General features: G+C 32.8%; 20 protein-coding genes. 11 read left to right on the forward strand and 9 right to left on the reverse strand.

Translation table 11 applies throughout. The annotated features are described in order from the left end of the window. The first annotated feature begins 1 nt into the window (after position 1). The 4 genes from B8T70_RS10040 (at position 2) to B8T70_RS10055 (ending at position 7747) form a co-directional block, all read left to right on the forward strand. The gene (locus B8T70_RS10040; RefSeq protein WP_086894750.1) at positions 2-1297 is read left to right on the forward strand and encodes an aminopeptidase P family protein; all 1296 of its coding nucleotides are present in this window, start codon (positions 2-4) and stop codon (positions 1295-1297) included. 630 nt (positions 1298-1927) lie between these two features. Then, positions 1928-5122 carry a SusC/RagA family TonB-linked outer membrane protein gene (locus tag B8T70_RS10045; RefSeq protein ID WP_086894751.1) on the forward strand — a complete coding sequence of 1065 codons (3195 nt, stop codon included), beginning with the start codon at positions 1928-1930 and terminating at the stop codon, positions 5120-5122. Positions 5123-5133: 11 nt separating this feature from the next. After that, complete coding sequence (locus B8T70_RS10050; RefSeq protein WP_086894752.1) at positions 5134-6591, forward strand: SusD/RagB family nutrient-binding outer membrane lipoprotein; 1458 nt, start codon at positions 5134-5136, stop codon at positions 6589-6591. A gap of 517 nt (positions 6592-7108) precedes the next feature. Further along, on the forward strand, positions 7109-7747 hold the full coding sequence (locus B8T70_RS10055; protein WP_052259481.1) for a helix-turn-helix domain-containing protein: 639 nt from the start codon (positions 7109-7111) through the stop codon (positions 7745-7747). A gap of 39 nt (positions 7748-7786) precedes the next feature. Here B8T70_RS10055 and B8T70_RS10060 read toward each other — a convergent pair whose 3' ends face one another. The 4 genes from B8T70_RS10060 to rpsF form a co-directional block, all read right to left on the reverse strand. Further along, positions 7787-8260, reverse strand: a complete 474-nt coding sequence (locus tag B8T70_RS10060) for a DUF6495 family protein (RefSeq protein ID WP_086894753.1) — start codon at positions 8258-8260, stop codon at positions 7787-7789. Positions 8261-8404: 144 nt separating this feature from the next. Continuing rightward, on the reverse strand, positions 8405-8845 hold the full coding sequence (rplI, locus tag B8T70_RS10065) for a 50S ribosomal protein L9 (protein WP_039114527.1): 441 nt from the start codon (positions 8843-8845) through the stop codon (positions 8405-8407). A 64-nt stretch (positions 8846-8909) separates the two neighbouring features. Continuing rightward, positions 8910-9206: a 30S ribosomal protein S18 gene (gene rpsR, locus B8T70_RS10070; protein ID WP_002987043.1), complete on the reverse strand. Its 297-nt coding sequence runs from the start codon at positions 9204-9206 to the stop codon at positions 8910-8912. Between the two features lie 5 nt (positions 9207-9211). Further along, positions 9212-9553 (reverse strand): 30S ribosomal protein S6, encoded by a 342-nt coding sequence (gene rpsF, locus B8T70_RS10075; RefSeq protein ID WP_035628733.1) that lies wholly within the window; start codon positions 9551-9553, stop codon positions 9212-9214. A gap of 167 nt (positions 9554-9720) precedes the next feature. On the opposite strand from rpsF, the gene B8T70_RS10080 reads away from it, so the two are divergent. Then, positions 9721-10419 carry a LytTR family DNA-binding domain-containing protein gene (locus tag B8T70_RS10080; protein ID WP_035628734.1) on the forward strand — a complete coding sequence of 233 codons (699 nt, stop codon included), beginning with the start codon at positions 9721-9723 and terminating at the stop codon, positions 10417-10419. A gap of 4 nt (positions 10420-10423) precedes the next feature. On the opposite strand, the gene priA is transcribed toward B8T70_RS10080, so the two are convergent. From priA to nadC, 5 genes are all read right to left on the reverse strand, one after another. Next, the gene (priA, locus tag B8T70_RS10085) at positions 10424-12874 is read right to left on the reverse strand and encodes a primosomal protein N' (RefSeq protein WP_086894754.1); all 2451 of its coding nucleotides are present in this window, start codon (positions 12872-12874) and stop codon (positions 10424-10426) included. Between the two features lie 72 nt (positions 12875-12946). After that, positions 12947-13702 (reverse strand): subclass B1 metallo-beta-lactamase, encoded by a 756-nt coding sequence (gene bla-B1-FLAV / locus B8T70_RS10090; RefSeq protein WP_086894755.1) that lies wholly within the window; start codon positions 13700-13702, stop codon positions 12947-12949. Between the two features lie 22 nt (positions 13703-13724). Beyond that, positions 13725-14153 (reverse strand): DUF2147 domain-containing protein, encoded by a 429-nt coding sequence (locus tag B8T70_RS10095; protein WP_039114535.1) that lies wholly within the window; start codon positions 14151-14153, stop codon positions 13725-13727. 88 nt (positions 14154-14241) lie between these two features. Then, a complete protein-coding gene (locus B8T70_RS10100; protein ID WP_039114536.1) occupies positions 14242-15171 on the reverse strand; it encodes a YihY/virulence factor BrkB family protein in 930 nt (309 codons plus the stop codon). Between the two features lie 76 nt (positions 15172-15247). Further along, positions 15248-16105, reverse strand: a complete 858-nt coding sequence (nadC, locus tag B8T70_RS10105; protein WP_039114538.1) for a carboxylating nicotinate-nucleotide diphosphorylase — start codon at positions 16103-16105, stop codon at positions 15248-15250. Between the two features lie 415 nt (positions 16106-16520). Between nadC and B8T70_RS10110 the strand changes: the two genes are divergently transcribed. The 6 genes from B8T70_RS10110 to B8T70_RS10135 all read left to right on the forward strand — a co-directional run bounded on the left by B8T70_RS10110 (position 16521) and on the right by B8T70_RS10135 (position 26027). Further along, complete coding sequence (locus tag B8T70_RS10110) at positions 16521-17855, forward strand: triacylglycerol lipase (protein WP_086894756.1); 1335 nt, start codon at positions 16521-16523, stop codon at positions 17853-17855. A gap of 222 nt (positions 17856-18077) precedes the next feature. After that, positions 18078-19175 carry a DNA alkylation repair protein gene (locus B8T70_RS10115; protein ID WP_086894757.1) on the forward strand — a complete coding sequence of 366 codons (1098 nt, stop codon included), beginning with the start codon at positions 18078-18080 and terminating at the stop codon, positions 19173-19175. Positions 19176-19422: 247 nt separating this feature from the next. Further along, complete coding sequence (locus B8T70_RS10120) at positions 19423-19752, forward strand: DUF6660 family protein (protein ID WP_086894776.1); 330 nt, start codon at positions 19423-19425, stop codon at positions 19750-19752. A gap of 104 nt (positions 19753-19856) precedes the next feature. Continuing rightward, positions 19857-24173, forward strand: a complete 4317-nt coding sequence (locus B8T70_RS10125; protein ID WP_086894758.1) for a CusA/CzcA family heavy metal efflux RND transporter — start codon at positions 19857-19859, stop codon at positions 24171-24173. An 11-nt stretch (positions 24174-24184) separates the two neighbouring features. Then, entirely contained in the window at positions 24185-25408 is a 1224-nt protein-coding gene (locus B8T70_RS10130) for an efflux RND transporter periplasmic adaptor subunit (protein WP_086894759.1), read from the forward strand. Positions 25409-25415: 7 nt separating this feature from the next. Continuing rightward, positions 25416-26027: a trans-aconitate 2-methyltransferase gene (locus B8T70_RS10135; RefSeq protein WP_086894760.1), complete on the forward strand. Its 612-nt coding sequence runs from the start codon at positions 25416-25418 to the stop codon at positions 26025-26027. The last annotated feature ends 1 nt before the right edge of the window (position 26028 follow it).

Below are 26028 nucleotides of genomic sequence, written 5' to 3' on the forward strand. Positions count from 1 at the left end.
TATGAGATACGAATCGATACCTTCTTCTTTATTTATCGAAAACAGAAAACGTTTTTCGACAAAAATGAATCCAAATAGCATTGCTATTTTAGTTTCTAATGATGTAATGCCTAATAATGCCGATGATGTTATGGGGTTTGCACAAAATAATGATTTGTTTTACTTAACAGGAATCGATCAGGATGAAACTATTTTGGTTCTTTTTCCAGATGCTTATAAAGAAGAAAATCGAGCTATTTTATTTGTAAAAGAAGTAAGTGAGCATACTAAACTTTGGGATGGTGATTTCTTAACCAAAGAAGAAGCAACAGCAATATCGGGTATAAAAAACGTAAAGTGGATTCATGAATTTGAAAAATCTTTGCAACTTTTTGCTTTTGAATCTGATGCCTTTTATTTAGGGCACAACGAGCATATAAAAAGAGTAACATCAGAAATGACTACTCGCCAAGACCGAATGATACAATGGTGTAAAGAGAAATACCCGTTGCATCAATACGATAGAGTTGCTAAGATAACTCGTGAATTACGACCAATAAAATCAGACGAAGAAGTTGCGCTAATAAAAAAAGCTGTAGCTATTAGTGTAAAAGGTTTTAAAGGACTTCTTAGTGCTGTTAAACCAAACATAAATGAGTTTGAACTAGAAGCAGAACTTATTTATGAAGTGATAAAAAATGGAGCTACACGTCATGCTTTCAAACCTATTATTGCGTCTGGAAAAAATGCGTGTGCTTTACATTACAATTCTAATGATGCTATATGCAAAGAGAATGATATGATTCTGGTAGATTTTGGTGTTTGTTATGCCAATTATAATTCAGACACTACAAGATGTGTTCCTGCAAACGGAGTATTTTCACCTCGTCAGCGAGAAGTATATTCATCAGTTTTACATTGCTTAAAAGAAGGTTCTAAGTTATTAAAACCTGGTATTAAACATAGTGATTACGAGAAGCAAATGGCTGGTTTAATTGAAAAAGAATTAATTAAACTAGGATTAATTACCAACGAAGATATTGCCAATCAAAATCCAGATGCTCCAGCTTATAAAAAGTATTTTATGCACGGAACAGCACATCATTTAGGACTAGATGTTCATGATGTAGGATTGTATTCTCGTACTTTAGAAAAAGGAATGGTACTTACCTGCGAGCCAGGAATTTATATATTAGAAGAAGGAATCGGTTGCCGATTAGAAAATGATTACCTACTTACAGCTGATGGAAACATCAATCTCTCGGAAGCATTACCAATAGAGATTGAAGATATAGAAACACTTATTAAAAATAAATAGTCTTATACCCTCCTTTAAGACTATTAGTTTAAACAGTTACAAGAGCAATTTTGTAGCTGTTTTTTTTTGTCCTGCACGGTTTTTTTGATCTTGCAGGTAAGCTGTAAGGAACTTTAATCAAGGTTCCTTGCCCTTTTTAACCATCGTGATAATGCGTGCGTTCCAACGCTTGAAACCGTGGGTTATGGTCTATAACATCTTATTGTGTTTGGAATCCATATCGAGCTTTTAGTCTGCACCATATCATTTTAAGTTTCCTCATATTAAAAAGACAATATTATGTCTGTTTGCACAAAAAAAATCATAAAATCATGAAAGCAAGTTTCTTAAATTCCTGATTTTTAAATTTTACCAAAGACACAATTCCAATCAAAAAAATGGGCTTGTTTCATGCGATTTACCTTCGATTTATACCTCATCATTCTGGTAAATATTGTCCAATAATTTTTCTGATAAAAAACACCAAAACCTCTTTAGGTAAATAAATACTTTCAAATCTATAAAAACCCCAATATCTCAGATAAAATATACTCAAAACTAGATAACATAATCTGATTTTATGATAATATATTGGCATAAAAAAAGCTATAAATGCAAAATATTTGCACTTATTAATAATAAAACCAGTATATGAAATTCAAAATTAACTTTAGGAAAATTGCAATACTCTTTTTTGTATTTGCAACACAACTAATTCTTGCGCAAGAAAGATTAGTTACAGGAATTGTTACAGATGATGCAGGAATACCCTTACCAGGTGTTAGTGTATTAATTAAAGGATCTAAAACAGGCACACAAACAGATTTTGATGGAGCTTATTCTATCAGCGCCTCGCCTACTCAGGTTCTTTTATTTAGCTATATTGGGATGAAAACCCAAGAATTACCTGCAACTACAACCAAAGTAAACCTTAAATTGACAGGCGGTTCAACTGTTCTTAACGAAATTGTTGTTACTGCATTAGGTGTAAAAAGAGAGAAAAAATCTCTTGGTTATGCTACACAGGAAGTAAAAGGTGAAGATTTAAATAAAATAAATAACGGTAACGTAGCAAACTCTATTTCAGGTAAAGTTGCCGGTGTTGATATTAGAAGAAATAATAACATTGGTGGATCTACAAATGTTATTATTCGTGGATCTTCTTCTTTAACTAATGATAACCAAGCATTATGGGTTGTAGATGGTGTTCCTTTGAACAATGACAACACAAATACTGATAATCAACAAAGTGGAGGAAATAAAGGAGGTTATGATTACGGAAATGCTGCTTCAGACATTAACCCGGATGATATCGAGTCTATTAACGTTTTAAAAGGATCTGCTGCATCTGCACTTTATGGTTCAAGAGCTGCTAATGGAGTTATTCTTGTAACACTAAAAAAAGGAAGTAAATCTAAAGGAGGGTTAGGTATTTCTTTTAATTCTGGTGTAACTATTGGATCTGTAGATAAAAAGACATTGCCACAATACCAAAATCAATATGGTAGTGGTTATGGTGATTTTTATGGTACTGTAGATCTAGGAAGTGGTACTCATCCTTATGCAGCAACAGACGATGCTTCTTGGGGACCTAAATTCGACCCTAGTTTATTGGTTTACAACTGGAACTCTTTCTACCCGGAATTACCTACTTATGGTATTGCAACTCCATGGGCTCCTGTAAAAAAGAATCCTAACGATTTTTACCAAAATAGTCTTACTTACACAAATAACATTGCTGTTGCAGCAGGAAATGATAGCGGTGATTTTAGATTTGGTTACACAAATTACAACCAAGTACAAGGTGTTTTACCAAACAGTAACAACAGAAAAGATAACTTCAATTTCTCAGGAAGTTATAAAATTAGTGATAAAACCAAAGTATCTGCTTCTGCAAATTACCTAAAATCATATGCTAAAGGAATGAATGAAACCGGATATGGTGATGGTGGAAATAACTACTTAAGCAGTGTAAGACAATGGTATAATATGAGTGCTGATTTTCAGGATTTAGAAGATGCTTATAACATAACTGGAAGAAACACAACTTGGAGTGTTGGTGGGCCAACAGACTTAAAAATTCAATTTCATGATAACCCATATTTTCAACGTTATAACAATTACAACTCATTAAACAGAGATCGTTTCTTTGGTAATTTTGCTTTAAGCACTGATGTAACAAGTTGGTTAAATGTTGTTGGAAAAGGATCTGTAGATTTTTACCAACAATTACAAGAAGAGCGCATTGCTGTAGGTTCAAAAAGAACTCCAAATACATTAGGACAATACTCTAGATTTGACAAAACATTCCGTGAGATCAATTTAGATTTAATCTTAAATTTTAAAACGAATATCACAGAAAAAATCAAATTTTACGGATTAGTTGGAGCAAACTCAAGACGTTCTTCAAATGGTAATACTTATGTAGAAACTAATGGTGGTTTAATTGTACCTGGTAAATACATGTTGAGTAATACAGTAAATCCAATTAATTATCCAAATGAGTTCTTAGAAACTATAGGTACAAATAGTGTCTATGCTAATGCAACTTTCAACTTTGATGAAACATACTTCATAGAAGGTTCATACAGGGTAGATCAATCATCTACATTACCTAAAGAAAATAACACATATACTTATCCTTCTCTTACAGGAACTTACATCTTTAGCAATCACCTTAAAACTGATTGGTTATCATTTGGTAAACTACGTTTAAATTACGCAGAAACTGGAAATGATGCTGAATTTGCAGTAATTCAATCTACATACCCTAAGAATAGTAATTTTGGACCAAATGGAATACGTTTTTCTACCGAAAACAACAAAGCTAATAGTAACCTAAAAAGTGAACTTACTAAAGGTACTGAAGCTGGTATTGAACTTAAATTCTTAAAAAACAGAATAGGTTTAGATTTTTCTTATTACAGAACTAACACGACTAATCAGATTTTATCAATCGAGACACCTGTACAAACTGGTTATTCCAGAGCTTGGATAAATGGAGGTGATGTACAAAATAAAGGTTTTGAACTTTCATTAAATGTTATACCATTTAAAACCCAAAATTTCTCTTGGGAAGCAAGAATCAACTGGTCATCTAATAGAAATGAAGTAATTAGTCTTGATGGTGCCGATAGAATGTCTATTGGATCATTTCAAGGTGTAGGATATATTGCAGAAGTAGGAAAACCAATTGGGCAACTTATCGGAACTGGATTTAAATATTTAGATGGACAAAGAGTTGTGAAACCAAACGGAAGATATGAAACTGTAGCTGGTGCAACAATTGGTGATGTAAATCCTGAATGGACTGGAGGATTTAATAACGTTATTACTTATAAAAACCTTTCATTCAACTTCTTGATAGATGTAAAAAAAGGTGGTGATGTATATTCTTTAGACCAACAATATGGTAATACAACAGGTATATACCAAAGTACAGTAGGAAATAACCATTTAGGAAATCCTGTAAGAAATTCTATTGCAGATGGTGGAGGAATTATTCTTGGTGGTGTAAAAGCTGATGGTTCACCTAATACTACAGTTGTCTTAGCTGATTATGATACTTATAACACAATGCCACAGGAAGCATACGTTTATGATGCTTCTTATGTAAAATTACGTGAAGTTGGTTTAAGCTATAGATTTCCATCAAAATACCTAAAGAATACATTTATTAACAGTCTTGTTTTTGCTGTAAATGGTAGCAACCTATGGATCATAAGTAAAAATCTTCCTTATGCTGATCCAGAAGCTGGAATGTCATCTGGAAACTTACAAGGTTTTCAAACTGGTGTATTGCCAACATCAAAAGAGTATAACTTTAATATGAAAGTTCAATTCTAAAAAATATAAAAATGAAAAAATTAAATATAATATTCTTTGCAAGTGCACTATTGCTTTCGGCAATTTCTTGTGACGATATCGATAGCCTAAACGAGAATACTAAAGCATATACTACTGCATTACCTAGTACTTTAATGACTAGCTCTCAAGTAAATTATTCTTATTTCCTGACTAATGCATCTGTAAATGACAACAACTTTAGAGGTTATGCTCAACATTGGACTACATCTACCTATACTGATGAGGTAAATTACAATCAAACCAAAAGAAATTTAGGTAACTCTCATAATGTAGTACTTTATAGAGATGTTTTACAAGATTTTGTAATGGCCAAAAACAAAACAAACGATGAAGTAGCTTTAGGACCAATAGAAGTTGCTGTTAAAAAGAATAAAATAGCAGTTTTAGAGATTCAAATTATAATGACTTACCAAACATTGGTAGATCTTTTTGGAGACATCGTTTACACGCAAGCTTTAAATATAGAAAGTTTTCCAAATCCTAGATATGATGATGCTAAAACTGTTTATTTAGATTTAGCTGCCAGACTAGATATCGCAATTGCTAATCTAGATGATGCTTACGGTAGTTTTGGAAACGCAGATCTTATTTATAAAGGAAATGTTGGTAAATGGAAAAAATTAGCCAATAGCGTTAAATTAAAAATGGGAATGCACCTTGCAGATGTTGATCCAGCTAAAGCTAAGACTATGGTCGAAAGTGCATTTACCTCAGGTGTGATAATGAATAATGCTGAAAATGCTTTATTTCAATACTATTCAACTACAATAGATGAAAATCCATTGTATAATAGTTTGGTAAATGAAAGCCAAATTATGCCTACTGAATTTTTTGTAAATGAGTTAAATGGAAAATCCGATCCTAGAAGAGATATCTTTTTTGACCCAGCTTCAAAAATTGCAGGCGAATACAAAGGAGCGCCTTATGCACAACAAGTTTCTTATAAAAACTTCTCTAATGTAGGTTTAAAATTAAAAGAAAAAACAAATCCTGGTGTAATTTTCGATCATACAGAAACAAGTTTCTTACTTGCCGATGCAGCTAGCAGAGGTTTTAATGTAGGTGGTACTGCTGCTGATTATTACGAAGAAGGAATTCGTTCTAGTATGAAATACTGGGGAGTTTCTACTGCAGATGCTGATACTTATTTAGCCAGAACCGATGTTGCTTTTGCAACAGCTTTCGGAACTGATAAACAAAAAATTGCTTACCAACTTTGGATTGCTTACTACAACCGTGGTTTTGAAGCATGGACAGAATACAGAAGATTAGACTTCCCTATTCTTATCGCTCCAATAACTGCTGTTAGCGATGCTGAAGGAAAAGTTCCTGTAAGAAACATATATTCCCTTTTTGATTCAACATTAAACAGAGATAACTATAATGCAGCTGCAACTGCGATTGGTGGCGACAAAATGACCACAAAATTATTCTGGGATAAATTTTAATTTTGAGTTAGTAACATATTAAGTAATTCCATGAATTGAAACAGGCACCTAACAGTGCCTGTTTTTTTTATGTCAAATTTTATGGGTTTATTATTAAGCTTAGATACAAACATTTCAAAACATAGAAACATACATTTTACAAACTCTAAAAAAGACGTTTCACTTATTTAAAATCCACATAGGAAACAGCTATGTCAAAGAAATATTTATCATTTTATATTCTTTTTTAGACATAAAATCTATGTTTCTATATGTTTTATACCATCACATAGGATTACACTCAATGATAAATATTATTCAAAACAAATAATCGCAATATGAGAAATATCTATACTTAATCAGATTTATATCTGACTTTCGGTGTTGTGCGATTTTGGGCAATAATTCAAATTTTAAGATATTAACTTAAAAGATGAGAGTAATTAACGTTTTTTGACTATTTCTTTAACAGTCTTAAGATTAATTAACAATCGTTTAATGATTAATATTTCATAAATGTAAAAATCTTTTTTCGAATATGCAAGTAAAAAAATCACTAAATGCGAATTTAATCTTAAAACGATTAAAAAAAGCTTTACATATAAATACCGACATCGAGTTATCTAAATTATTGAATATCAAACCAAACACTATCTCTACATGGAAGAAAAGGGATACTTTAGATTTTAGTGCAATAATCTCAATTTGCAATGTTCATGAAATTGACTTAAATAAAATACTTTCAGAAAAAAGCCACAACGAAAAAACTAACAATATAATATTAAACAACACCCCTTTAATTAAAAGAGAGATTCAGTTTGAATATTGTCTTGGAAATGAAGATTTATTAAACACTTTACCCAAATATCATTTTCCGTTTATCCAAAGCAAAATTTCAAGAGCTTTTGAAGTAGTTGGTAATAATATGAAACCTATTATAAACGCAAATTCATTTGTAGTTTGTGAAATTGCAGATATAAATACAATAGAAGAAAATGCGATTGTAGTAATAATAAGTAAAACTAAAGGACTAATCATTAATCGAATAAGTAATGATAGCCCTTTAGAAAAAAACTTTACTTTAAGCAATGATAATGCTTTCTTTAAAAACACTACTATCGACTCTGAAGATATTAAGGAAATCTGGGCAGTAAAGAATATACTGATTAGAATTTAATTCAATCCAGATTTATTTAATGGTAATCAATCAAAGCGATTACGATTCGATAATCGTATTTATTTGCTTAAACAATTGACCATCGCTCAAGAATGCTCCTTGTTGAATTAATTCAAAAATTGAAGTATTACGATCATCGGCAAAAACTTTTTTACCAACTTTCATTTCGATAGTTTCAGTAAACATATTATCACTAAGCCATTGTAAACCTTCTTTAGTCAGGAAATCAGTTTCTGGAACTAAGGATTTCAAAACTATTGATTGCACATGTGTATCAAAACATTGAAATAAGAAAATATGATTCTTAGAAAAATGTTCTAAAAATTCGGCTCTTGAGAGAACGCCTTCCCAAATTAAATCAGAGAATACATCTAGCTCTTGCTCAGCTACCTCAGGCTTGTTTATTTTGATCGAATCCCACTCTGCCTTATCAATTGCTTGCGTTCCTAAAAAGTTAGCAAATTCGGCATGTAATTCATCAAATTGTTCTTTTGTTAATCTTGCGTATTTCATTTTTTTTTTTAGGCTTTATGCCTTACGCTATAAGCTTTAAGCAAGATGCTTTGTGCAAATAACTTTAAGTCTAATTAATTATTATCTCTTTTAAACAAAAAAATCCCGATTTACATCGGGATTTCATATTATAAATTAAAACTATTACTTTTCAGCAACAATTTCGTAAGGTAATTCAACTACAACATCTCTGTGTAATCTAATGCTTGCAGCATATTTACCAGTACGTTTTACGATACCGCTAGTAATAAATTTTCTTTCGATAGAGTTACCAGCTTTTTCTAAAGCTTCAGCAATATCTATGTTAGTGATAGAACCAAAAAGTTTCTCTCCACCAGCTTTTGCGAAAATTTTAATTTCAAGTGCTTTCAATGCTTCAGCTATTTTCTTAGCGTCATCAACAATTTTAGCCTCTTTGTGTGCTCTTTGTTTTAGGTTTTCAGCCAATACTTTTTTTGCAGAAGGAGTTGCTAAAGAAGCAAAACCTTGAGGAATTAAAAAGTTACGACCGTAACCAGCTTTTACAGATACTACATCATCTTTAAATCCTAGATTCTGTACGTCTTGTTTTAAAATAAGTTCCATGTTGTTGTCCTTATATTTGAGAAGTTAGGTTCGTTTGACGGAAACCAACAACTGTTGTTTAATATTATTTTAATAAATCGGCCACGTATGGCATTAAAGCTAAGTGACGTGCTCTCTTAACAGCTACAGACACTTTTCTTTGGTATTTTAATGAAGTTCCTGTTAAACGACGAGGAAGAATTTTTCCTTGCTCATTAACGAATTTCAATAAGAAATCTGCATCTTTATAATCGATATATTTGATTCCAGATTTTTTGAAACGACAATACTTTTTAGTTTTGTTAGTTTCTATGTTTAAAGGCGTTAAATATCTGATATCTCCGTCTTTTTTTCCTTTTGCTGATTGCTCTATTGTAGACATAATAATTAAGCTTTTGTAGATTTTAATTTTGTTCTTCTTCTCTCAGCCCAAGAAATAGCGTGTTTATCTAAACTTACAGTTAAGAAACGCATAACTCTCTCGTCACGTCTAAATTCAGTTTCAAAAGCAATAAGAACTTCTCCTGCTACTTTGAACTCAAATAAGTGATAAAAACCACTTTTTTTGTTTTGGATTTCGTAAGCCATTTTTTTCAGACCCCAATCCTCTTTTGATACCATTTCAGCTCCTCTACTAGTAAGAAATTCTTCAAATTTCGTTACTGTTTCCTTCACCTGAACCTCAGATAAAACGGGATTTAAAATGAAAACAGTTTCATAATGATTCATAAATACAATATTTATTTGTTAAAATTGGGTGCAAAAGTAACCATTTATTTTATATATCCAACACTTTTTTGCTTTTATTCGACGTATGACAAAAAATAAGCTCTAAATCTAGTTTTTTATTAAAAATAAATCTATATTTACTATTACATTCCCTAAATTTAAATGTTATGAAACTAAATTGTGTTGTAGTAGACGATAGTTCTATCCAAAGAACTATTATCTCAAAATTAGTCAATAATCATCCGAATTTACACTTAATAGGAGATTTTTCTAATGCGATTGAAGCTAGAAGTTGTATCTCTTTAAATAATATTGATTTGATATTTTTAGATATCGAAATGCCCGTTATAAATGGTTTTGATTTTTTAGATGGTCTAAAAACAAAACCTCAAATTATCTTCATTACGTCTAAAGCAGAATATGCTTTAAAGGCGTTTGATTATGACGCCACCGATTATCTACAAAAACCAATAGCAATAGATCGTTTTAATGCTTCTGTAAAAAGAGCACTAGACCTATATGCCTTACGTACAGATGTAAAAGAAGATGAAGGAGAACATATTTTTATCAAAAGTAATCTAAAAAAACTTAAAATTTTCACTGCAAAAATTAAGTGGATCGAAGCTTTTGGTGATTATGTAAGAGTTGTTACAGAAGATGATAGTAATCTTGTACTTTCGACAATGAAGTCTTTTGAAAATGATTTATCAAAAGAAAAATTTATTCGAGTACATAAATCGTATATCATCAATATCGACAAAGTAGAACGTTTTAATAGCAAGTTTGCCGAAATCGGAATCACAAAAATTCCGTTAAGTCGAAACAAAAAAGAAGACCTCGTTCGTGCTTTATCTATAACACACTAAAACGTTAATAAAAGTCGACATTTGTTACCACTCTTATCGCTCTATATTGCGCAACAGCCTCAAAACTATTCAGTATTTTCTGAATAGTTTTTTTTGTACCTCCTAACGACACATTCTGCGGAATCTTAATTAGAATCGTTCGTATATATTCATTTCTTATTCTGCTAATAACAGGTTCTTCCGGACCTAAAACTGGCATATTCAAATTCTGACTCAAAACCTGATACAACCATATCGAACCTTCTTTTAACTTATCAAAATCACGGTGTTTAAGCGTTAATTTAACCAGTCGGAAATAAGGAGGGTATTTATAAATTTGCCTGTCATACAATTGCTCTTTGTACATCCCGGCATAATCATTATTAGTTACTTGCTGAATTGTATTATGATTTGGATTATAGGTCTGGATTACAACTTTACCTTGTTTCTCTGAGCGTCCTGCACGTCCTGAAACTTGCATCATCATCTGAAAACTTCTTTCGAAAGCACGAAAATCAGGGTGAAACAACATATTATCAGCATTCATTATCCCTACCAAACTCACATTATCAAAATCTAATCCTTTGGCAAGCATTTGTGTTCCTACCAAAATATCTATTTCCCGATTTTTAAAACTATCGATAATTTTCTCAAACCCAAACTTGCCTCGAGTTGTGTCCTGATCCATTCTGCCTGTTTTGGCATTAGGAAAAAGCGCAAGTAACTCCTGCTCTATTTGCTCAGTACCAAAACCTTTGGTAGTTAAATCAATACTAGAACAACTATGGCAATTTGTTGGTTTTGCCATGCTATAACCACAATAATGGCATCGCAATTGGTTTTTATGTTTATGATAAGTAAGACTTACATCGCATTGCTGGCATTGCGGAACATGCCCACAAGTAATACATTCTATAATAGGTGAATATCCACGTCTGTTTTGAAACAATATAACCTGCTCACCTAAACTTATCGCTTCAGAAATTGCTTCGGTTAAAACATCGCTAAAATGTCCCGTCATACGTTTTCTAAAATACTTATCTTTTAAATCGACCAAGGCTATATCTGGCATCCGAACATTATTATAACGCTCTGTAACTGTTACTAACCCGAATTTCTGTGATTGTGCATTAAAATAAGTTTCTAAACTTGGCGTAGCCGAACCTAAAAGAACTTTTGCTTTATGAAAGTTTGCCAGAACAATTGCTGCATCGCGCGCATGATAACGCGGAGCAGGATCTACTTGTTTAAAAGTTTGCTCATGCTCTTCATCAACAATTAGCAATCCTAAATCTGCAAATGGCAAGAACAAAGCTGATCTTGCTCCTATTACTATTTGCGCATTTTCGGCATTTCCTAAAGTCTGATTCCAAACCTCAACACGCTCGTTATTGCTATATTTAGAATGAAAAACAGCTACTTTATTCCCAAAATGAATTCGTAATCTACTTACTAATTGTGTCGTAAGTGCAATTTCGGGCAACAAATATAAAACCTGTCTTCCTGTTGCCAAATACTCTTCTATAAGTTTTATATAAATTTCGGTCTTACCACTGGAAGTTACTCCATGAAGTAAACAAACTTCTTTTTCGATAAAACTAGTTTTGATATCTTCGAAAGCTATTTGCTGAACCGAACTTAGTTGTAGTTCTTTTTCAGTACTTTTTCCTGTAAAATTAATTCGGTCTTGTTGTAAAAAATACTCTTCAAAGATTTCTTTTTCAATTAAGGCTTTTACAACTGCCGATGATGATTGTGAGGCTTCTACCAATTTCTTAACCGTTATTGGTTTCTTTTCGGCTGCACTTAACTGAAAATATGCCATAACAATTTCTTTTTGTTTGGCAGCATTTTTAAGCACGTCTAGCAACTCACTTAATCCCTGGTTAGAATCATACTTGCTATGCAACTTAACATAACGAACTAATTTTGGCTTGTAACTTTCTTGTATTTCCTGCTGAAGTACAACAATATCTTTATCTATTAATTTTTGAAGAATAGGAAAAATATTCTTTTTATTTAAAATCGAAACGATATCCTGAACTTTAAGTGAACTCTGATGTTGCAATGCTTCGTAAACCAAATACTCTTCGTCTGTTAAAACAGTTTGATCAATAAAAACATCTGCTTTATGCGAAATCACTGTTTCACTCTCTAGTAATAATCCGCTTGGGAATGCACCACGATATACATCGCCAATAGCACACATATAATAAGAAGCAATCCAGAGCCAATGCGTTATTTGAATTTCGGTAGCGATTGGTTTTTCATCCAGAATTTGATGAATTTCTTTGGCTTCATACAGCGTTGGTTCATCCTGATGTATATCCAGAACTAATGCGGTGTACATTTTGCTTTTACCAAAAGGCACAGCAACACGCATCCCTTTCTGAATAAAATTAAACTCTGCTTCGGAAATACGGTACGTAAACGTTTTGGCTAATGAAAGTGGTAAAATGACTTCTACAAAATGCATTTTAAAGATATGTATGATTTAAAATAATAGTATTTGAAATACTATTATTTAGTTTTTAATTTTAAAGCAAATTTACTTTTTATCTGAATTCCCAGAAGCTTTTGCTGCATTATATTCTCTTACCATTTTTAAGGTATGGTTAAGAGATTGGAGATCTTTCCAATCATCATGTCCTGTGATGATATATACTGGTTTTTTGAATTTTGCCTGAACTTTTTTAATAGATTGCTCCCATTCTTTTACATCAGAATCTCCTAAGTAACCTAAATCTGTTGCATCGGTACTTTTTACAAAACATCCTCCGTACAGTATTTTTTCTTTATTAAACCAAACTACAACATTGTCTGGCGCATGTCCCTTACCTGGATAAAACACCTCAAAACGGTGCTGCCCAACTGTAAATGTAGTATCGTTTGGTATTATAAACTCAGCCCTTTTTTTACCTTCTTTTTCAAGAATCTGATCGGTTAGTTTTATAGTATATGTTTTTATACCTTTTTGTTTATAAAATCCCAAGCCTCCTGCTCTATCCTCGTGCGAATGTGTTGCAATATGCATAACAACATCTTTATGATGCCTAGCTTTTATGCTATCTAGCAATGGCTGAAATTGTGCTTCGTCCCAAGGGGCATCAAATAACACAACACCTTTATCTGTAAGCAGATACATGGAGTTGGCAGAAATCAGGGTTCCTTTGTAATCGTGAAAAGTTTTATAAACATAAAAGTCACCTGTAAGATGACTTATTTGTAATTTATTATTTTCTGTTTGTCCAAAAGATTTTGTAAATCCTATGAGCAAAAATAATATCATTAATTTATTTCGCATTTTTTTTATAACTCAATTAAGTTTATTTAACTCTTACCCAATATTGTGTTTTTCCTAAAAGAGAAAACCCAATAAATCCGCGTAATTTCAATTTATTTGCAGAGTCTAATGTAATATAACATTTGTACACTTTACCGTTTGTTGGATCTAAAATTGTTCCTCCGTTGTACTCATCACCATCTTTCTTTAAACCATTTATGATTACCATTCCTAAGATAGGCTTGTTTTTGAGCGCTCCTGAGCACGAAGTACACACATCTTTTTTGTGATCTTCACGAAGAATCTCAACTACTTTACCATAAATTTTACCTGATTGTTCATACACTTCTACAATCGATTTTGCTTCGCCTGTTTGATCATCAATAGTTTTCCATTTTCCGATTACAGTTTGACTTTGTACGTTGCCTATTACTACAAATAATAAGCCCATTGTTAAGATCCAGTTTTTCATGATGTTTGTTTTTTAGCCCTGATTACAGCGACATCCTTTATCCCGATTCTTTTAGGGATAAAGATATAGCGGAAAGCAGGAATAGCTTCTAAATGTTATTATTATTTTTTTGTCTTAATTTTCTGATTGTGGCATTTAGTTCGAAACCCAAAAGCAAAATCATACAGTTTATCCAAATGTAAAACATTAGAATTAATAATGTACCAATTGAGCCATAAAGTTCATTGTATTTTGAGAATTTTATAACCCAAATCCCAAAAAAGTATGAAGATATAACAATTAGGATTGTTGTAAATACGGAACCAATACTTATAAACGGCACTTTATTATACTGCTTGGTACCATAACGCAATAATATAGAAGATGTTATCAAAATCATTAAGATTACAAATAAGTAACGCCCCATGATAATAAGAGGAATCCTATCGCTTAGAACATCCTGAATTGTTGTTTTTTGGATAAATACCTCAAAAACAACAATTGTAGCAACGGTTACAAATAATATAATTGTCATGACAAGCGATATTGCTAAGGCTACTAAATATTGACGAAAAAAACCTCGTTTATCAAAGACATGTTTTGATGATTCGAAACCACTAAGGATCCCGTTAATCCCATTTCCCATTAAAAAAATGGAAAGTAAAAACCCCGATGATAATAAGCCTGAATGACTATTATTTAAAATATCGCTAATAATTTTGCTAATTGCATCATACGTATTTGGCGGAACTCCTTGCTGTACAAACTGCAAAAAATCTTGTTGAAATCCATCAATCGGAATAAACGGAATTAAGTTAAGTATAAACAGCGCAAACGGAAACAATGCCATAAAAAAACTAAAAGAAACAGCACTTGCATGGTATGAAAATGCTCCTTCGATGATTCCAATAGTATATAATTCGAGTAAATCATACAATGAAAATCCTTCGAGCCATGGCAGTTTTATATTCTTTAAGAGACGAACCAGATAGCGTACTACAGGAACTTTATCAAGTCGCTCTTCTATTTCTACAGACATACTTTTTAAATTTTAGATTTTTGAGTTTAGATTACAATTCTAACTCACAAGTCGTAAGTCATAATTAAAACTTAAACTAAAATGCTTTTAAACTCAAATCCATATTATAAACCGAATGCGTTAATGCGCCCGAAGAAATATAATCGACTCCACATAAAGCATATTCACGAATTGTTTTTTCGTTAATGTTACCTGAAGATTCTGTTTGGCATTTATCACCGATTAATTCAACCGCTTTTTTAGTATCTTCATAATTAAAATTATCTATTAAAATACGGAAAACGCCATCACTTTGTAGAATTTCTCTAATTTCATCAAGACTTCTGGCTTCGACAATTATCTTTAAATCAAGGTTGTTTTCTTTAAGATAGGCTTGGGTTTTGGCTATAGCCAAAGTTATACCGCCAGCAAAATCGATATGATTATCCTTAAGCATTACCATATCATAAAGTGCAAATCGATGATTTTCGCCACCTCCTATTTTTACTGCCCATTTCTCGGCAACACGAAAATTTGGTGTCGTTTTACGGGTGTCTAATATCTTGGCATTTGTACCTTTTAAAAGCTGTACATATTGGTTTGTTTTAGTAGCTATTGCCGACATACGTTGCATCGAGTTAAGCACAACACGCTCCGATTTTAAAATCGATTGTGAACTACCTGTAACATGCAGTACGATATCTCCGTATTTAACTGGAGTTCCATCTTCGATGAATGTCTCGACTTTTAAACTTGGGTCAACATAATTAAAAATCATTTTAGCAAAAGCAACTCCTGCAATTATTCCATCTTCTTTTACCAATAATTTGGCTTTTCCTTGTGCATCTGCAGGAATACAAGCCAGAGAACTATAATCTCCTGTGCCTACATCTTCGCGAATTGCATTAAAAATAAGCAATTGTAACTCGTTCTGAAATTGTACTTCGTTAATCATTTTGTATGAATTTTAATAGAATGCTAAAGTAGGATATATTTTGTGGATTTGAAAATTTAGACGATTTGAAAATTTAAAACACAACTTTTATTAATATCTGACGGAAAAAGTCTTTAGCGAAAATATACAATCTCTGTCCCGAAATTTCTGAATAATCTCCATGAGTTTCACAACACTGAATCCTCTGATTCTCTGAACTTCAGAAATAAAAAATGTCTTAAAATACTTTTTTAAAAACTTTTAGTAGTAGATAGTCTTTTCGTTTTTAAACAAATTCGCAATGTAAATATAATCTTACTATTAAAAGACTAAATAAAGCTGATTTATTAGTCCAAAAAAAGTTTTACTGGTGCATTTTTAAAGTACTCATTCTAATTTATGACACTCAATTTTAAAAAAAATTAAATTCTTATTTATGAAAAAAATTATTCTCTTACTCTTCTGCATAACAATTATTACTTCGTGTGAAAAAGAAGATTTGACTTCGGCTGCTACAACCGCAACCACTAAATCTCTTACTACAAAACAAGTAACGACAAACAGTCTCGATGCTTATCCTAACAAACGACAAAATAATTATCCTATCGTACTGGTTCACGGAATGTGCGGCTGGGGACGCGATGAAATGCTTGGTTATCGTTATTGGGGCGGACTTGGAGATACTCAAACCTATTTAAACCTTTACGGATATAAAACTTTTACGGCATCGGTAGGGCCGATATCTAGTAATTGGGATCGTGCTGTTGAGCTTTACTATAATATCGTAGGCGGAAGAGTAGATTATGGCGCTGCGCATGCTCTAAAACATGGACATAACCGTTATGGCGATACTTATCCTGGATTTTACAAACAATGGAGTGCTACTAATAAAGTACATATTGTTGGTCATAGTTTAGGTGGTGCGTCTCCAAGATTTTTAATTCAGCTACTAGAAAATGGAGATGCAGCAGAAAAAGCTTATGTCCCTAGTGGTCAAGAAGCTCCGACTTCGGACTTATTTAAAGGAAATAAAAAAAATTGGGTAGCAAGTCTTACGTCAATTGCGGGTGTGCAAAATGGTGCTTTAACTGTAGATTCTGGCTATTTTAGAGAGGATCTTATGAAAATGGTACTTGGAATGGGTGCTATAGGAGGAATTGGACTAGAGCAAAATACATTTTACAATTTTGACCTTGGACAATGGGGATTACAACGCCAAAAAAATGAAACTGTAAAGGCATATTTTGACAGAATATTTGACAAAACATCTTCTGGCGCTCCATCATCGGCTCGTTTTTGGAATTCGCAAGATAATTGTATGTATGACTTGAGTGTAAAAGCAATGCAGGTACAAAACGAATGGGTTAAGAGTTCGCCAAATGTTTATTATGCATCATATACATTTAATGACATGGTTGAGCAAACTAATGGAACTTGGTCACCTGCCTCTACTATGAGTCTTTTGTTTAAACTTGAAGCTGCTAATATAGGCCGAACTACAGCAAGCTTACCTCTTGGTTTTTTAAATTGGAGACCAAATGATGGACTAGTAAGTGTAGTTTCAAGTCAATATCCTATTGGGCATGATTATGTATTAATGGATCCGCTTAACAGAAAGTTGGCGCCAAAAGGTGTTTGGGATGTGCATCCAACTATTAAAGGGCAAGATCACTTAAGTATTGTGGCTCCTGATTATTTACAATCAACTAGTACTTGGCTAAATAAATTTTATTTAGATATTGCCAAAGACTTATCTTATTTGCCAAAATAATATTTTAAATTTACCATTAAGGGATTAAGATTATCTTCTATTTACCATTAAGAAATTAAGAAAGATTAAGCTTTACACTTTATGAAACTTAATGCCTTAATGGTTTAAACATTATTACTCATATCTTCTTTTCATCATTAAGAGATATGGTTTAAAATGGTTCGCTTTTTTATTTTTTGTATGCTCTCTATTAAATATCTTTGAACTTCAATTTACTATCAAATGGGATTAATTAAAGATATTTACTCGATTGCTTTTTACGAAAATTTTACTGATTGTGTAGCTAAAGTCATTCCTGAGTTTGACAAACAACACTTTATGAATTTGATTTTTGATGCTGATTTTGTCAATAAAGAATGGAAAGATCGCATGCAGCATACTACAATTGTCTTACATGAATTTATGCCTAAAGACTTTGGAAAAGCAGTTTTAACAATTGAGAATATTATCGAGAATTTAAAGAAAAACAAATTTACTGATGGTAATCTGGCTTTTATCTTTTTTGCTGATTATATAGAGAAATATGGTATTGATGATTTTAAAACAAGCGCAAAAGCATTTGTAATGATTACGCAATTTATAAGTTGCGAGTTTGCCGTTCGCCCATTTATTATTAAATACCATCAGGATATGATTGATGAAATGATAAAATGGTCTTTGCATGAAAATCACCATGTAAGACGTTTGGCAAGCGAAGGTTCTCGTTCTCGATTACCTTGGGCAATGGCTATTCCTGCCTTAAAGAAAGACCCTACGCCAATTTTACCAATATTAGAAAATTTAAAAACTGACTCGTCCGAGTATGTTCGTCGTAGTGTTGCCAACAACCTCAACGACATTGTAAAAGACAATCCCGAAATTGTACTTGATATTGCTGCCAAATGGCAAAATATAAGCCCAGAAACCGATGCTATTATCAAACATGGTTCTCGCACTTTACTAAAACAAGGTAATGTAGATATCCTGAAACATTATGGCTTAGAGAGTACTAATATCCTATTATCAGAATTTGAAATTGGTACTCCAAAAGTAAAAATTGGCGAATACCTAGAATTTCAGCTTTCATTGAATAATGCTAACTCTGAGAGTAAAACTATTCGATTAGAATATGCCGTTTATTATCAGAAATCAAAAGGCCATCTGGCTAAAAAAGTATTCAAAATTAGTGAGCGTATTTATCAGCCAAATCAATTGGTTAAGATTAAAAGAAACCAATCATTTAAGGTAATCACAACACGTGTATTTCATTTAGGAAAACATCAATTATCGATAATTATTAATGGCACTGAAAGCGAATTATTAGATTTCAAATTGGTTTAATACTAAGAATAAAACAGTTGTTTCTTTAAAAACCATATAAGTGATATAAGGAAATATAAGTTTTCCTTAAATGAACTTACATAACTTATATGGTTCGTTTTTTTTAAATTTAGATAAAAAAAATAGGTATTTCCTGAGCAAGACCTTACTTATACCTCAAGGTTTTACACTAAAACTATGTTATTATTCTGCTAAAAAACATAAATATTTTTTAAAATATCAGACTTTTATCTGTAATTTTACTGCCGTGAAATGGATTAACATCATATTATCAGTTTATTTAATCGTGCTATCGTGCTTGCCTTGTGCAGATACGCTGGAAAGCGAAACTAAATCGCATACAAGCGAAATAGTAAGTAAAGATAATGGTCATCAATCTCACACAAAAGGATTGGACCTTTGTGCTCCTTTCTGTAGTTGTAATTGTTGCGCAGCTCAAGTTTTAACTGCAGCTCCTGCTATTACATGGATTTTTACTGAAGAGACAGCTCTTATTAAAAAGCCTTTATCATCTTATCATTCAATTCTTGCTTCCAATTTCTACGGAAGTATTTGGCAACCGCCCCAAATAGTATAATGTAGCCCGCCCCGACGCTTCGGGATACGGGTAAATGTGTTGTGGTGTACCACAAAAAAACAGGCGATTTCTCGTCCTGATTTCTCATTCATTATATCCCGAAAATGTTAGATAAGATTATACAATTTAGTATAAAGAATAAATTCATTATACTATTACTAACCTTGGTTCTTATAGCCTGGGGAAGTTTTTCACTTAAAAATTTACCGCTCGATGCGCTTCCTGATATTACAAATAATCAGGTGCAAATTATTACTACCGCTCCTACTCTTGCAAGTCAGGAAGTAGAACAATTAATAACCTATCCGATAGAACAATCTCTAAAAACAATTCCGAAAGTAATTGAACTTAGAAGTATTTCTCGTTTCGGATTATCGGTTGTTACAGTTGTTTTTGAAGAAAATGCCGATACCTATTGGGCACGTGAACAAGTATTCCAGAGATTAAAACAAGCCGAAGAAAACATTCCTAAATATGCAGGAACGCCAGAATTGGCTCCAATTACAACAGGTCTTGGCGAAATTTATCAATACGATGTTTATGCCAAAAAAGGCTACGAAGATAAATACAATGCTACCAGTTTAAGAACGATTCAGGATTGGATTATCGTACCACAATTACAAGGTGTAAAAGGTGTTGCCGAAGTAAGCACTTGGGGAGGAAGCGTAAAACAATACGAAATTGCTGTTGACCCAAACCGCTTAAATAGTGCCGGAGTTACGATTACAGAAATTTTTGACGCTCTCGAAAAAAACAACCAAAATACTGGTGGTGCTTATATCGAAAAAGATGAATTCGCTTATTTTATTCGTGGTGTTGGTATGGCATCTGGAATAAAAGATATAGGAAACATTGTTATTAAAAACAGAAATGCTACTCCTATTTTGGTTCGTGATGTTGCAACGGTACAATTAGGAAATGCCATTCGTTTTGGTGCTACAACCAAAGATGGTAAAGGCGAAATTGTAGGTGGTTTAACGCTAATGCTAAAAGGAGAAAACTCTAAAGCAGTTGTAGAGCGTGTAAAAGAAAAAATGATTGAGGTAAACAAAATGCTACCCGAAGGTGTTGTTGCCGAAGCATTTATTGACCGAAGCAAACTGGTAGATAATGCAATAGGAACTGTTACTAAGAACTTACTGGAAGGAGCTTTAATTGTAATTTTTGTACTGATATTATTCTTAGGAAACCTTCGTGCAGGACTAATTGTAGCTTCAGTGATTCCGCTAGCCATGCTTTTTGCTGTAATCTTAATGAATGCCTTTGGTGTAAGCGGAAACTTAATGAGTCTTGGAGCAATTGACTTTGGAATTATTGTCGATGGTGCCGTAATTATTGTCGAAGCCACGATGCATCATTTGCAAAAACTCAAGAAGAAAAAAGAATTAACCCAATCTGAAATGGACGAAGAAGTATATGCTTCGGCTTCAAAAATCAGAAATAGTGCTGCTTTTGGAGAAATCATCATCCTGATTGTTTATCTCCCAATATTAGCTTTAGTTGGAACCGAAGGGAAAATGTTTAAACCAATGGCAATGACAGTTGGTTTTGCCGTTATTGGTGCATTTATATTATCGCTTACTTATGTCCCGATGATGAGTGCCATGTTTTTATCTAAAAACACTGAGCATAAACCTAACTTTAGTGACAGAATGATGGCTTGGTTCGAAAAAATATATGCTCCATTCTTAGATAAAGCATTGCGTTTTAAGAAAGCTGTTTTAGGTATTGCTGTTACATTATTTGTTCTTGCTCTTGTAACGTTTCAAAACATGGGAGGAGAATTTATTCCTACTATCGAAGAAGGAGATTTGGCTATTAATGCTACTATCATGACAGGAAGTTCTTTATCGCAAATGATAAAAACAACAACGCAATATGAGAAAATGCTTAAAGCAAAATTCCCAGAGATTAAAACCATTGTAACCAAGATAGGAAGTGGCGAAATCCCAACTGACCCTATGCCTATAGAAAGTGGAGATTTGATTATTGTGCTAAAAGACAAAAAAGAATGGACGAGCGCAGATAATTGGCAAGACCTTGCACATATGATGAAAGAGGAAATGGAAAAAATTCCTGGAGCCAATATCGAAGTTTCTCAGCCTATTCAAATGCGTTTTAACGAATTAATGACAGGTAGCCGAAGTGATATTGCTATTAAAATTTTTGGAGATAATCTGGATGTTCTGGAAAGAAAAGCCAATGAATTAATTTCAAAAATCAATAAAATTGAAGGTATTGGTGACCTTAAAGCCGATAAAGTAAGTGGATTGCCTCAGATTACCATTAAATACGATTATGATAAAATCGCTTTGTATGGTTTGAATATCGAGGATTTAAACAAAATTCTTCGTTCTTCGTTTGCTGGAGAAGCTGCAGGTAAAATCTATGAAGAAAACAGACGATTTGATATAGTAGTTCGTATGAACAAAGACAATCGTAACGACATTAACGATGTGAGTAATTTATTTATTCCGTTACCAAATGGTCAGCAAGTGCCGCTTTCGCAAGTTGCAACTGTCGATTATGAGCAAGGTCCAGTACAGGTAATTCGTGAAGACGGTAAACGTAGAATAACTATCGGACTAAATGTTCGCGGACGTGATGTAAAAAGTGTTGTAGAAGAAATTCAGCAAAAACTGGATAACAATTTCAAACTTCCTGCAGGATATTATGTTACTTACGGAGGACAATTTGAAAACTTAATCGAAGCTAATAAGCGTCTTTCTATTGCTTTACCAATCGCTTTGTGTTTAATTTTGGTTTTACTTTATTTTACTTTTAAAAGCACTAAACAAGCCGCTTTGATATTTACCGCAATTCCGCTTTCGGCAATTGGTGGTGTATTTGCATTGTGGATGCGTGGAATGCCGTTTAGTATTTCGGCAGGAATTGGTTTTATTGCTTTATTTGGAATTGCAGTGTTAAACGGAATTGTACTAATATCTTACTTTAACCAGCTTAAAGCCGAAGGTATTACAGATCCTTTACAACGTGTATTAATTGGAACCAAAACAAGATTACGTCCTGTTTTAATGACCGCAGCCGTAGCCTCTTTAGGTTTCTTACCAATGGCATTATCTACTAGTGGCGGTGCCGAAGTACAAAAACCTCTTGCAACTGTTGTAATAGGCGGTTTATTCTCGGCTACATTACTTACGCTTATTGTTTTGCCGATACTATACTTATTATTCGAAACAAAAATTAAAAGAAAAACGACAATGATAAAACCTATAGTAACAGTGCTTTTATTACTTATTAGCAGCTTTTCTTTTGCACAAAACAACCAACCTATTGGTTTGGATAAAGCAATCGAAATGGCAAAAACTAATAGTATTAACTTAAAAATCGCTGATAAAGAGATAGAAAAACAAACGGTGCTTAAAAAGACAGCGTTTCAACCCGACCCTTTACAAGTAGAATATCAGGGAGGGCAATTTAATAGTGCTTCATATGATAATAATGTTTCGGTACAGCAATATTTTCCTATCGGAAAAATTACCAAAGCCAACCGACAATTGCAGGAAGAACTGGTAAAACTGGCCGAAAAGCAAAAAGCTTTATCAGAATATGAAATCGAAAAAGCAGTAACATTAGCCTATTATCAATATCTATACGGTGTTTCTGTTCAAAAACTAAATACTGAATTATTCAATGTGTATGCTTTGTTCCTAAAAAATGCAGAACTTCGTTTTAAAACAGGCGAAAGTGGCAATATAGAAGTTATTAGCGCAAAGGCTAAATCTAAAGAAATTGAGACACAAAAAGCACAATTAGAATACGATTTGGCTATTTACCAGAAGCAATTACAGTTTTTTGTTCGAACAAAAGAAAACATTGTGCCTGATAGTACTACACCGCTTCAATTTGCTTCTCTTACGGAATCTAATAAATCGAAAGTAGAGGGCTTGATGAATGATTATTATCAGCAACAAATTTCGGTTTTCCAAAAAGAAGCCAATACGTTTAAAGCACAACGTACACCAAAATTAGGTTTAGGTTATTTTGCTCAAACTATCGATACTAAATCCATGTTTCAGGGATTTACGGCAGGTTTACAAATTCCGTTGTTTGGAGGTGTAAATACGGCTAAAGCCAAAGCAGCTTCGATAAGTATTGCGCAATCACAACTGGAATTAGAGAAAAATCAATTTTCACTGGAATTACAAATGCAGGAACTACAAAATGAATTTGAAAAACAGGAAAAAGGGTTACATTATTATCAAACAGAAGGTTTGCAGTATGCAGAACAAATTATTACGACAGCACAAAAAAGTTATGCTAACGGAGATATGAGTTATTGGACGTATATCAGTTTTTTAAATCAAGCAATTGATATCAAAAAACAATATGCTGAGACTTTGAATACATACAATCAAAGTGCCATTCGATTACAATTTCCAACAATTTCCAATAACTAATATTCCATACAATGAAAAATATAAAGAACACAATACTCCGAACTTCTACTCTACTTCCAATTGCTTTTTTAATGCTGGCTTTAACATCATGCAACGAAAAGAAAACAGAAGAAGCACATGAAGAAGAAAAGGAACAAACAGAAGTATCATTAACCGAAGCGCAATTTAAGACAGTTGGAATTCAATTTGGTAAAGTCGAAAATCGCAACCTCAACACCATTATTAAAGCCAATGGATACACAACAGTTCCTCCTCAAAATTCGGCTCAAATAGCTACATTACTTGGCGGAACAGTTAAAGATATCTTTGTTCTGGAAGGTACTTTTGTAAATAAAGGAAAAGTTTTGGCAACCATCCAAAATCTTGAAGTTGTTGGAATGTTAGAAGATTATAAATCGGCTACAGCCAATATCGAGTATTTGCAATTGGAATACAATCGTCAGAAAACATTGGCTGATGAAAATGTAAATCCCCGAAAAATATTTCAGGAAGTAAAAGCAAAATTAGCCGTAGAAAAAGCAAGAGCACAAGCTGCAAAAAATAGATTGCAAGCATTAAATGTAAGCACAAGCAGTAACAGCGCATTAATACCTATTACATCGCCAATAAGTGGTTATGTGGGGAAAATAAGCATTGCCAAAGGCGCATTTGCAGATACAGGAATCCCGTTGTTTGAAGTTGTTGATAATAGCCAGATGCACTTAGATTTAAACGTATATGAAAAAGATTTAGGTTCGATTTCAATCGGTCAGGAAGTCGATTTTATTCTTACCAATCAATCTAATAAATCGATAAAAGGAAAAATATTTGGTATTAATAAATCGTTTTCTAACGAAAGTAAAACTGTTGCGGTTCACGCCAAAATAAACCCAGATGATGCCAAAGGATTAATATCAGGAATGTATGTTTCGGCTAATATCAATTTAAACAGTGCCACAGTTCCATCTTTACCTAAAGCAGCTGTTGTAAAAAATGGGGATAAATTTTTTATCTACATAAAAGAAGATTCACATCCTCATCCTGAAAAAGGAGCGAAACAAGAATCTGAAGCAGAACACAAAGAGGAGCATGAAGAAATACACTTTAAAGCTATAGAAGTTATTCCTGGTACAACCGATATGGGATATACCGAAATAAAATTTGTAACTTCAATCCCTGAGAATAGTCAAATTGTTACACAGGGTGCTTTCTACTTATTAGCAGCCCAAAAAGGCGGTGGAGAACACACACATTAATTTTTATATGAATAATAAGCAACATTGGGAAAATGTATTCACGACCAAAACTCCAAATGAAGTAAGCTGGACACAAGAATATCCTAAAACTGCAATAGATTATATAGAAAACATAAAACTATCAAAAACTGCCAATATCATTGATGTTGGCGGTGGTGATAGTAATCTGGTCGATGCTTTATTAGACAAAGGTTTTCTAAACATTTGGATATTGGATATTTCTGCTGCTGCACTAGAAAAAACAAAAATACGCTTAGGCGAAAAAGCTAATTCAGTACGTTGGATTGTCTCGGATATTACAGAATTTATCCCTGATGTAAAATTCGATTTTTGGCATGACAGAGCCGTTTTCCATTTTCTAACTAATGACGAAAGTATCAATAAATATGTCTCCATTATCAGTAATGCAGTCAATCCTAATGGTCATTTTTTATTAGGCACATTTTCAGAAAATGGACCATTAAAATGTAGCGGATTAGAAATAAAGCAATATTCTGAAAAGACAATGAAAAATACGTTTAATAAAAGTTTTGAAACAATAAAATGTTTTACAGAAGATCATATTACACCATTTAACACAACACAGAATTTTCAATTTTGTGGATTTAAAAAGAAATAAA

This window comes from Flavobacterium sp. AJR (assembly GCF_002156885.1).
Lineage (GTDB): Bacteria > Bacteroidota > Bacteroidia > Flavobacteriales > Flavobacteriaceae > Flavobacterium.

Coding starts and splice junctions, on each gene's coding strand:
- B8T70_RS10080 (WP_035628734.1), top strand. CDS start 9,721: ATGAAACTAAATTGTGTTGTAGTAGACGATAGTTCTATCCAAAGAACT.
- B8T70_RS10055 (WP_052259481.1), top strand. CDS start 7,109: ATGCAAGTAAAAAAATCACTAAATGCGAATTTAATCTTAAAACGATTA.
- B8T70_RS10130 (WP_086894759.1), top strand. CDS start 24,185: ATGAAAAATATAAAGAACACAATACTCCGAACTTCTACTCTACTTCCA.
- B8T70_RS10110 (WP_086894756.1), top strand. CDS start 16,521: ATGAAAAAAATTATTCTCTTACTCTTCTGCATAACAATTATTACTTCG.
- B8T70_RS10040 (WP_086894750.1), top strand. CDS start 2: ATGAGATACGAATCGATACCTTCTTCTTTATTTATCGAAAACAGAAAA.
- rpsR (WP_002987043.1), bottom strand. CDS start 9,206: ATGTCTACAATAGAGCAATCAGCAAAAGGAAAAAAAGACGGAGATATC.
- B8T70_RS10050 (WP_086894752.1), top strand. CDS start 5,134: ATGAAAAAATTAAATATAATATTCTTTGCAAGTGCACTATTGCTTTCG.
- nadC (WP_039114538.1), bottom strand. CDS start 16,105: ATGATTAACGAAGTACAATTTCAGAACGAGTTACAATTGCTTATTTTT.
- priA (WP_086894754.1), bottom strand. CDS start 12,874: ATGCATTTTGTAGAAGTCATTTTACCACTTTCATTAGCCAAAACGTTT.
- B8T70_RS10115 (WP_086894757.1), top strand. CDS start 18,078: ATGGGATTAATTAAAGATATTTACTCGATTGCTTTTTACGAAAATTTT.
- rpsF (WP_035628733.1), bottom strand. CDS start 9,553: ATGAATCATTATGAAACTGTTTTCATTTTAAATCCCGTTTTATCTGAG.
- B8T70_RS10045 (WP_086894751.1), top strand. CDS start 1,928: ATGAAATTCAAAATTAACTTTAGGAAAATTGCAATACTCTTTTTTGTA.
- B8T70_RS10135 (WP_086894760.1), top strand. CDS start 25,416: ATGAATAATAAGCAACATTGGGAAAATGTATTCACGACCAAAACTCCA.
- B8T70_RS10095 (WP_039114535.1), bottom strand. CDS start 14,153: ATGAAAAACTGGATCTTAACAATGGGCTTATTATTTGTAGTAATAGGC.
- B8T70_RS10100 (WP_039114536.1), bottom strand. CDS start 15,171: ATGTCTGTAGAAATAGAAGAGCGACTTGATAAAGTTCCTGTAGTACGC.
- bla-B1-FLAV (WP_086894755.1), bottom strand. CDS start 13,702: ATGCGAAATAAATTAATGATATTATTTTTGCTCATAGGATTTACAAAA.
- rplI (WP_039114527.1), bottom strand. CDS start 8,845: ATGGAACTTATTTTAAAACAAGACGTACAGAATCTAGGATTTAAAGAT.
- B8T70_RS10060 (WP_086894753.1), bottom strand. CDS start 8,260: ATGAAATACGCAAGATTAACAAAAGAACAATTTGATGAATTACATGCC.
- B8T70_RS10125 (WP_086894758.1), top strand. CDS start 19,857: ATGTTAGATAAGATTATACAATTTAGTATAAAGAATAAATTCATTATA.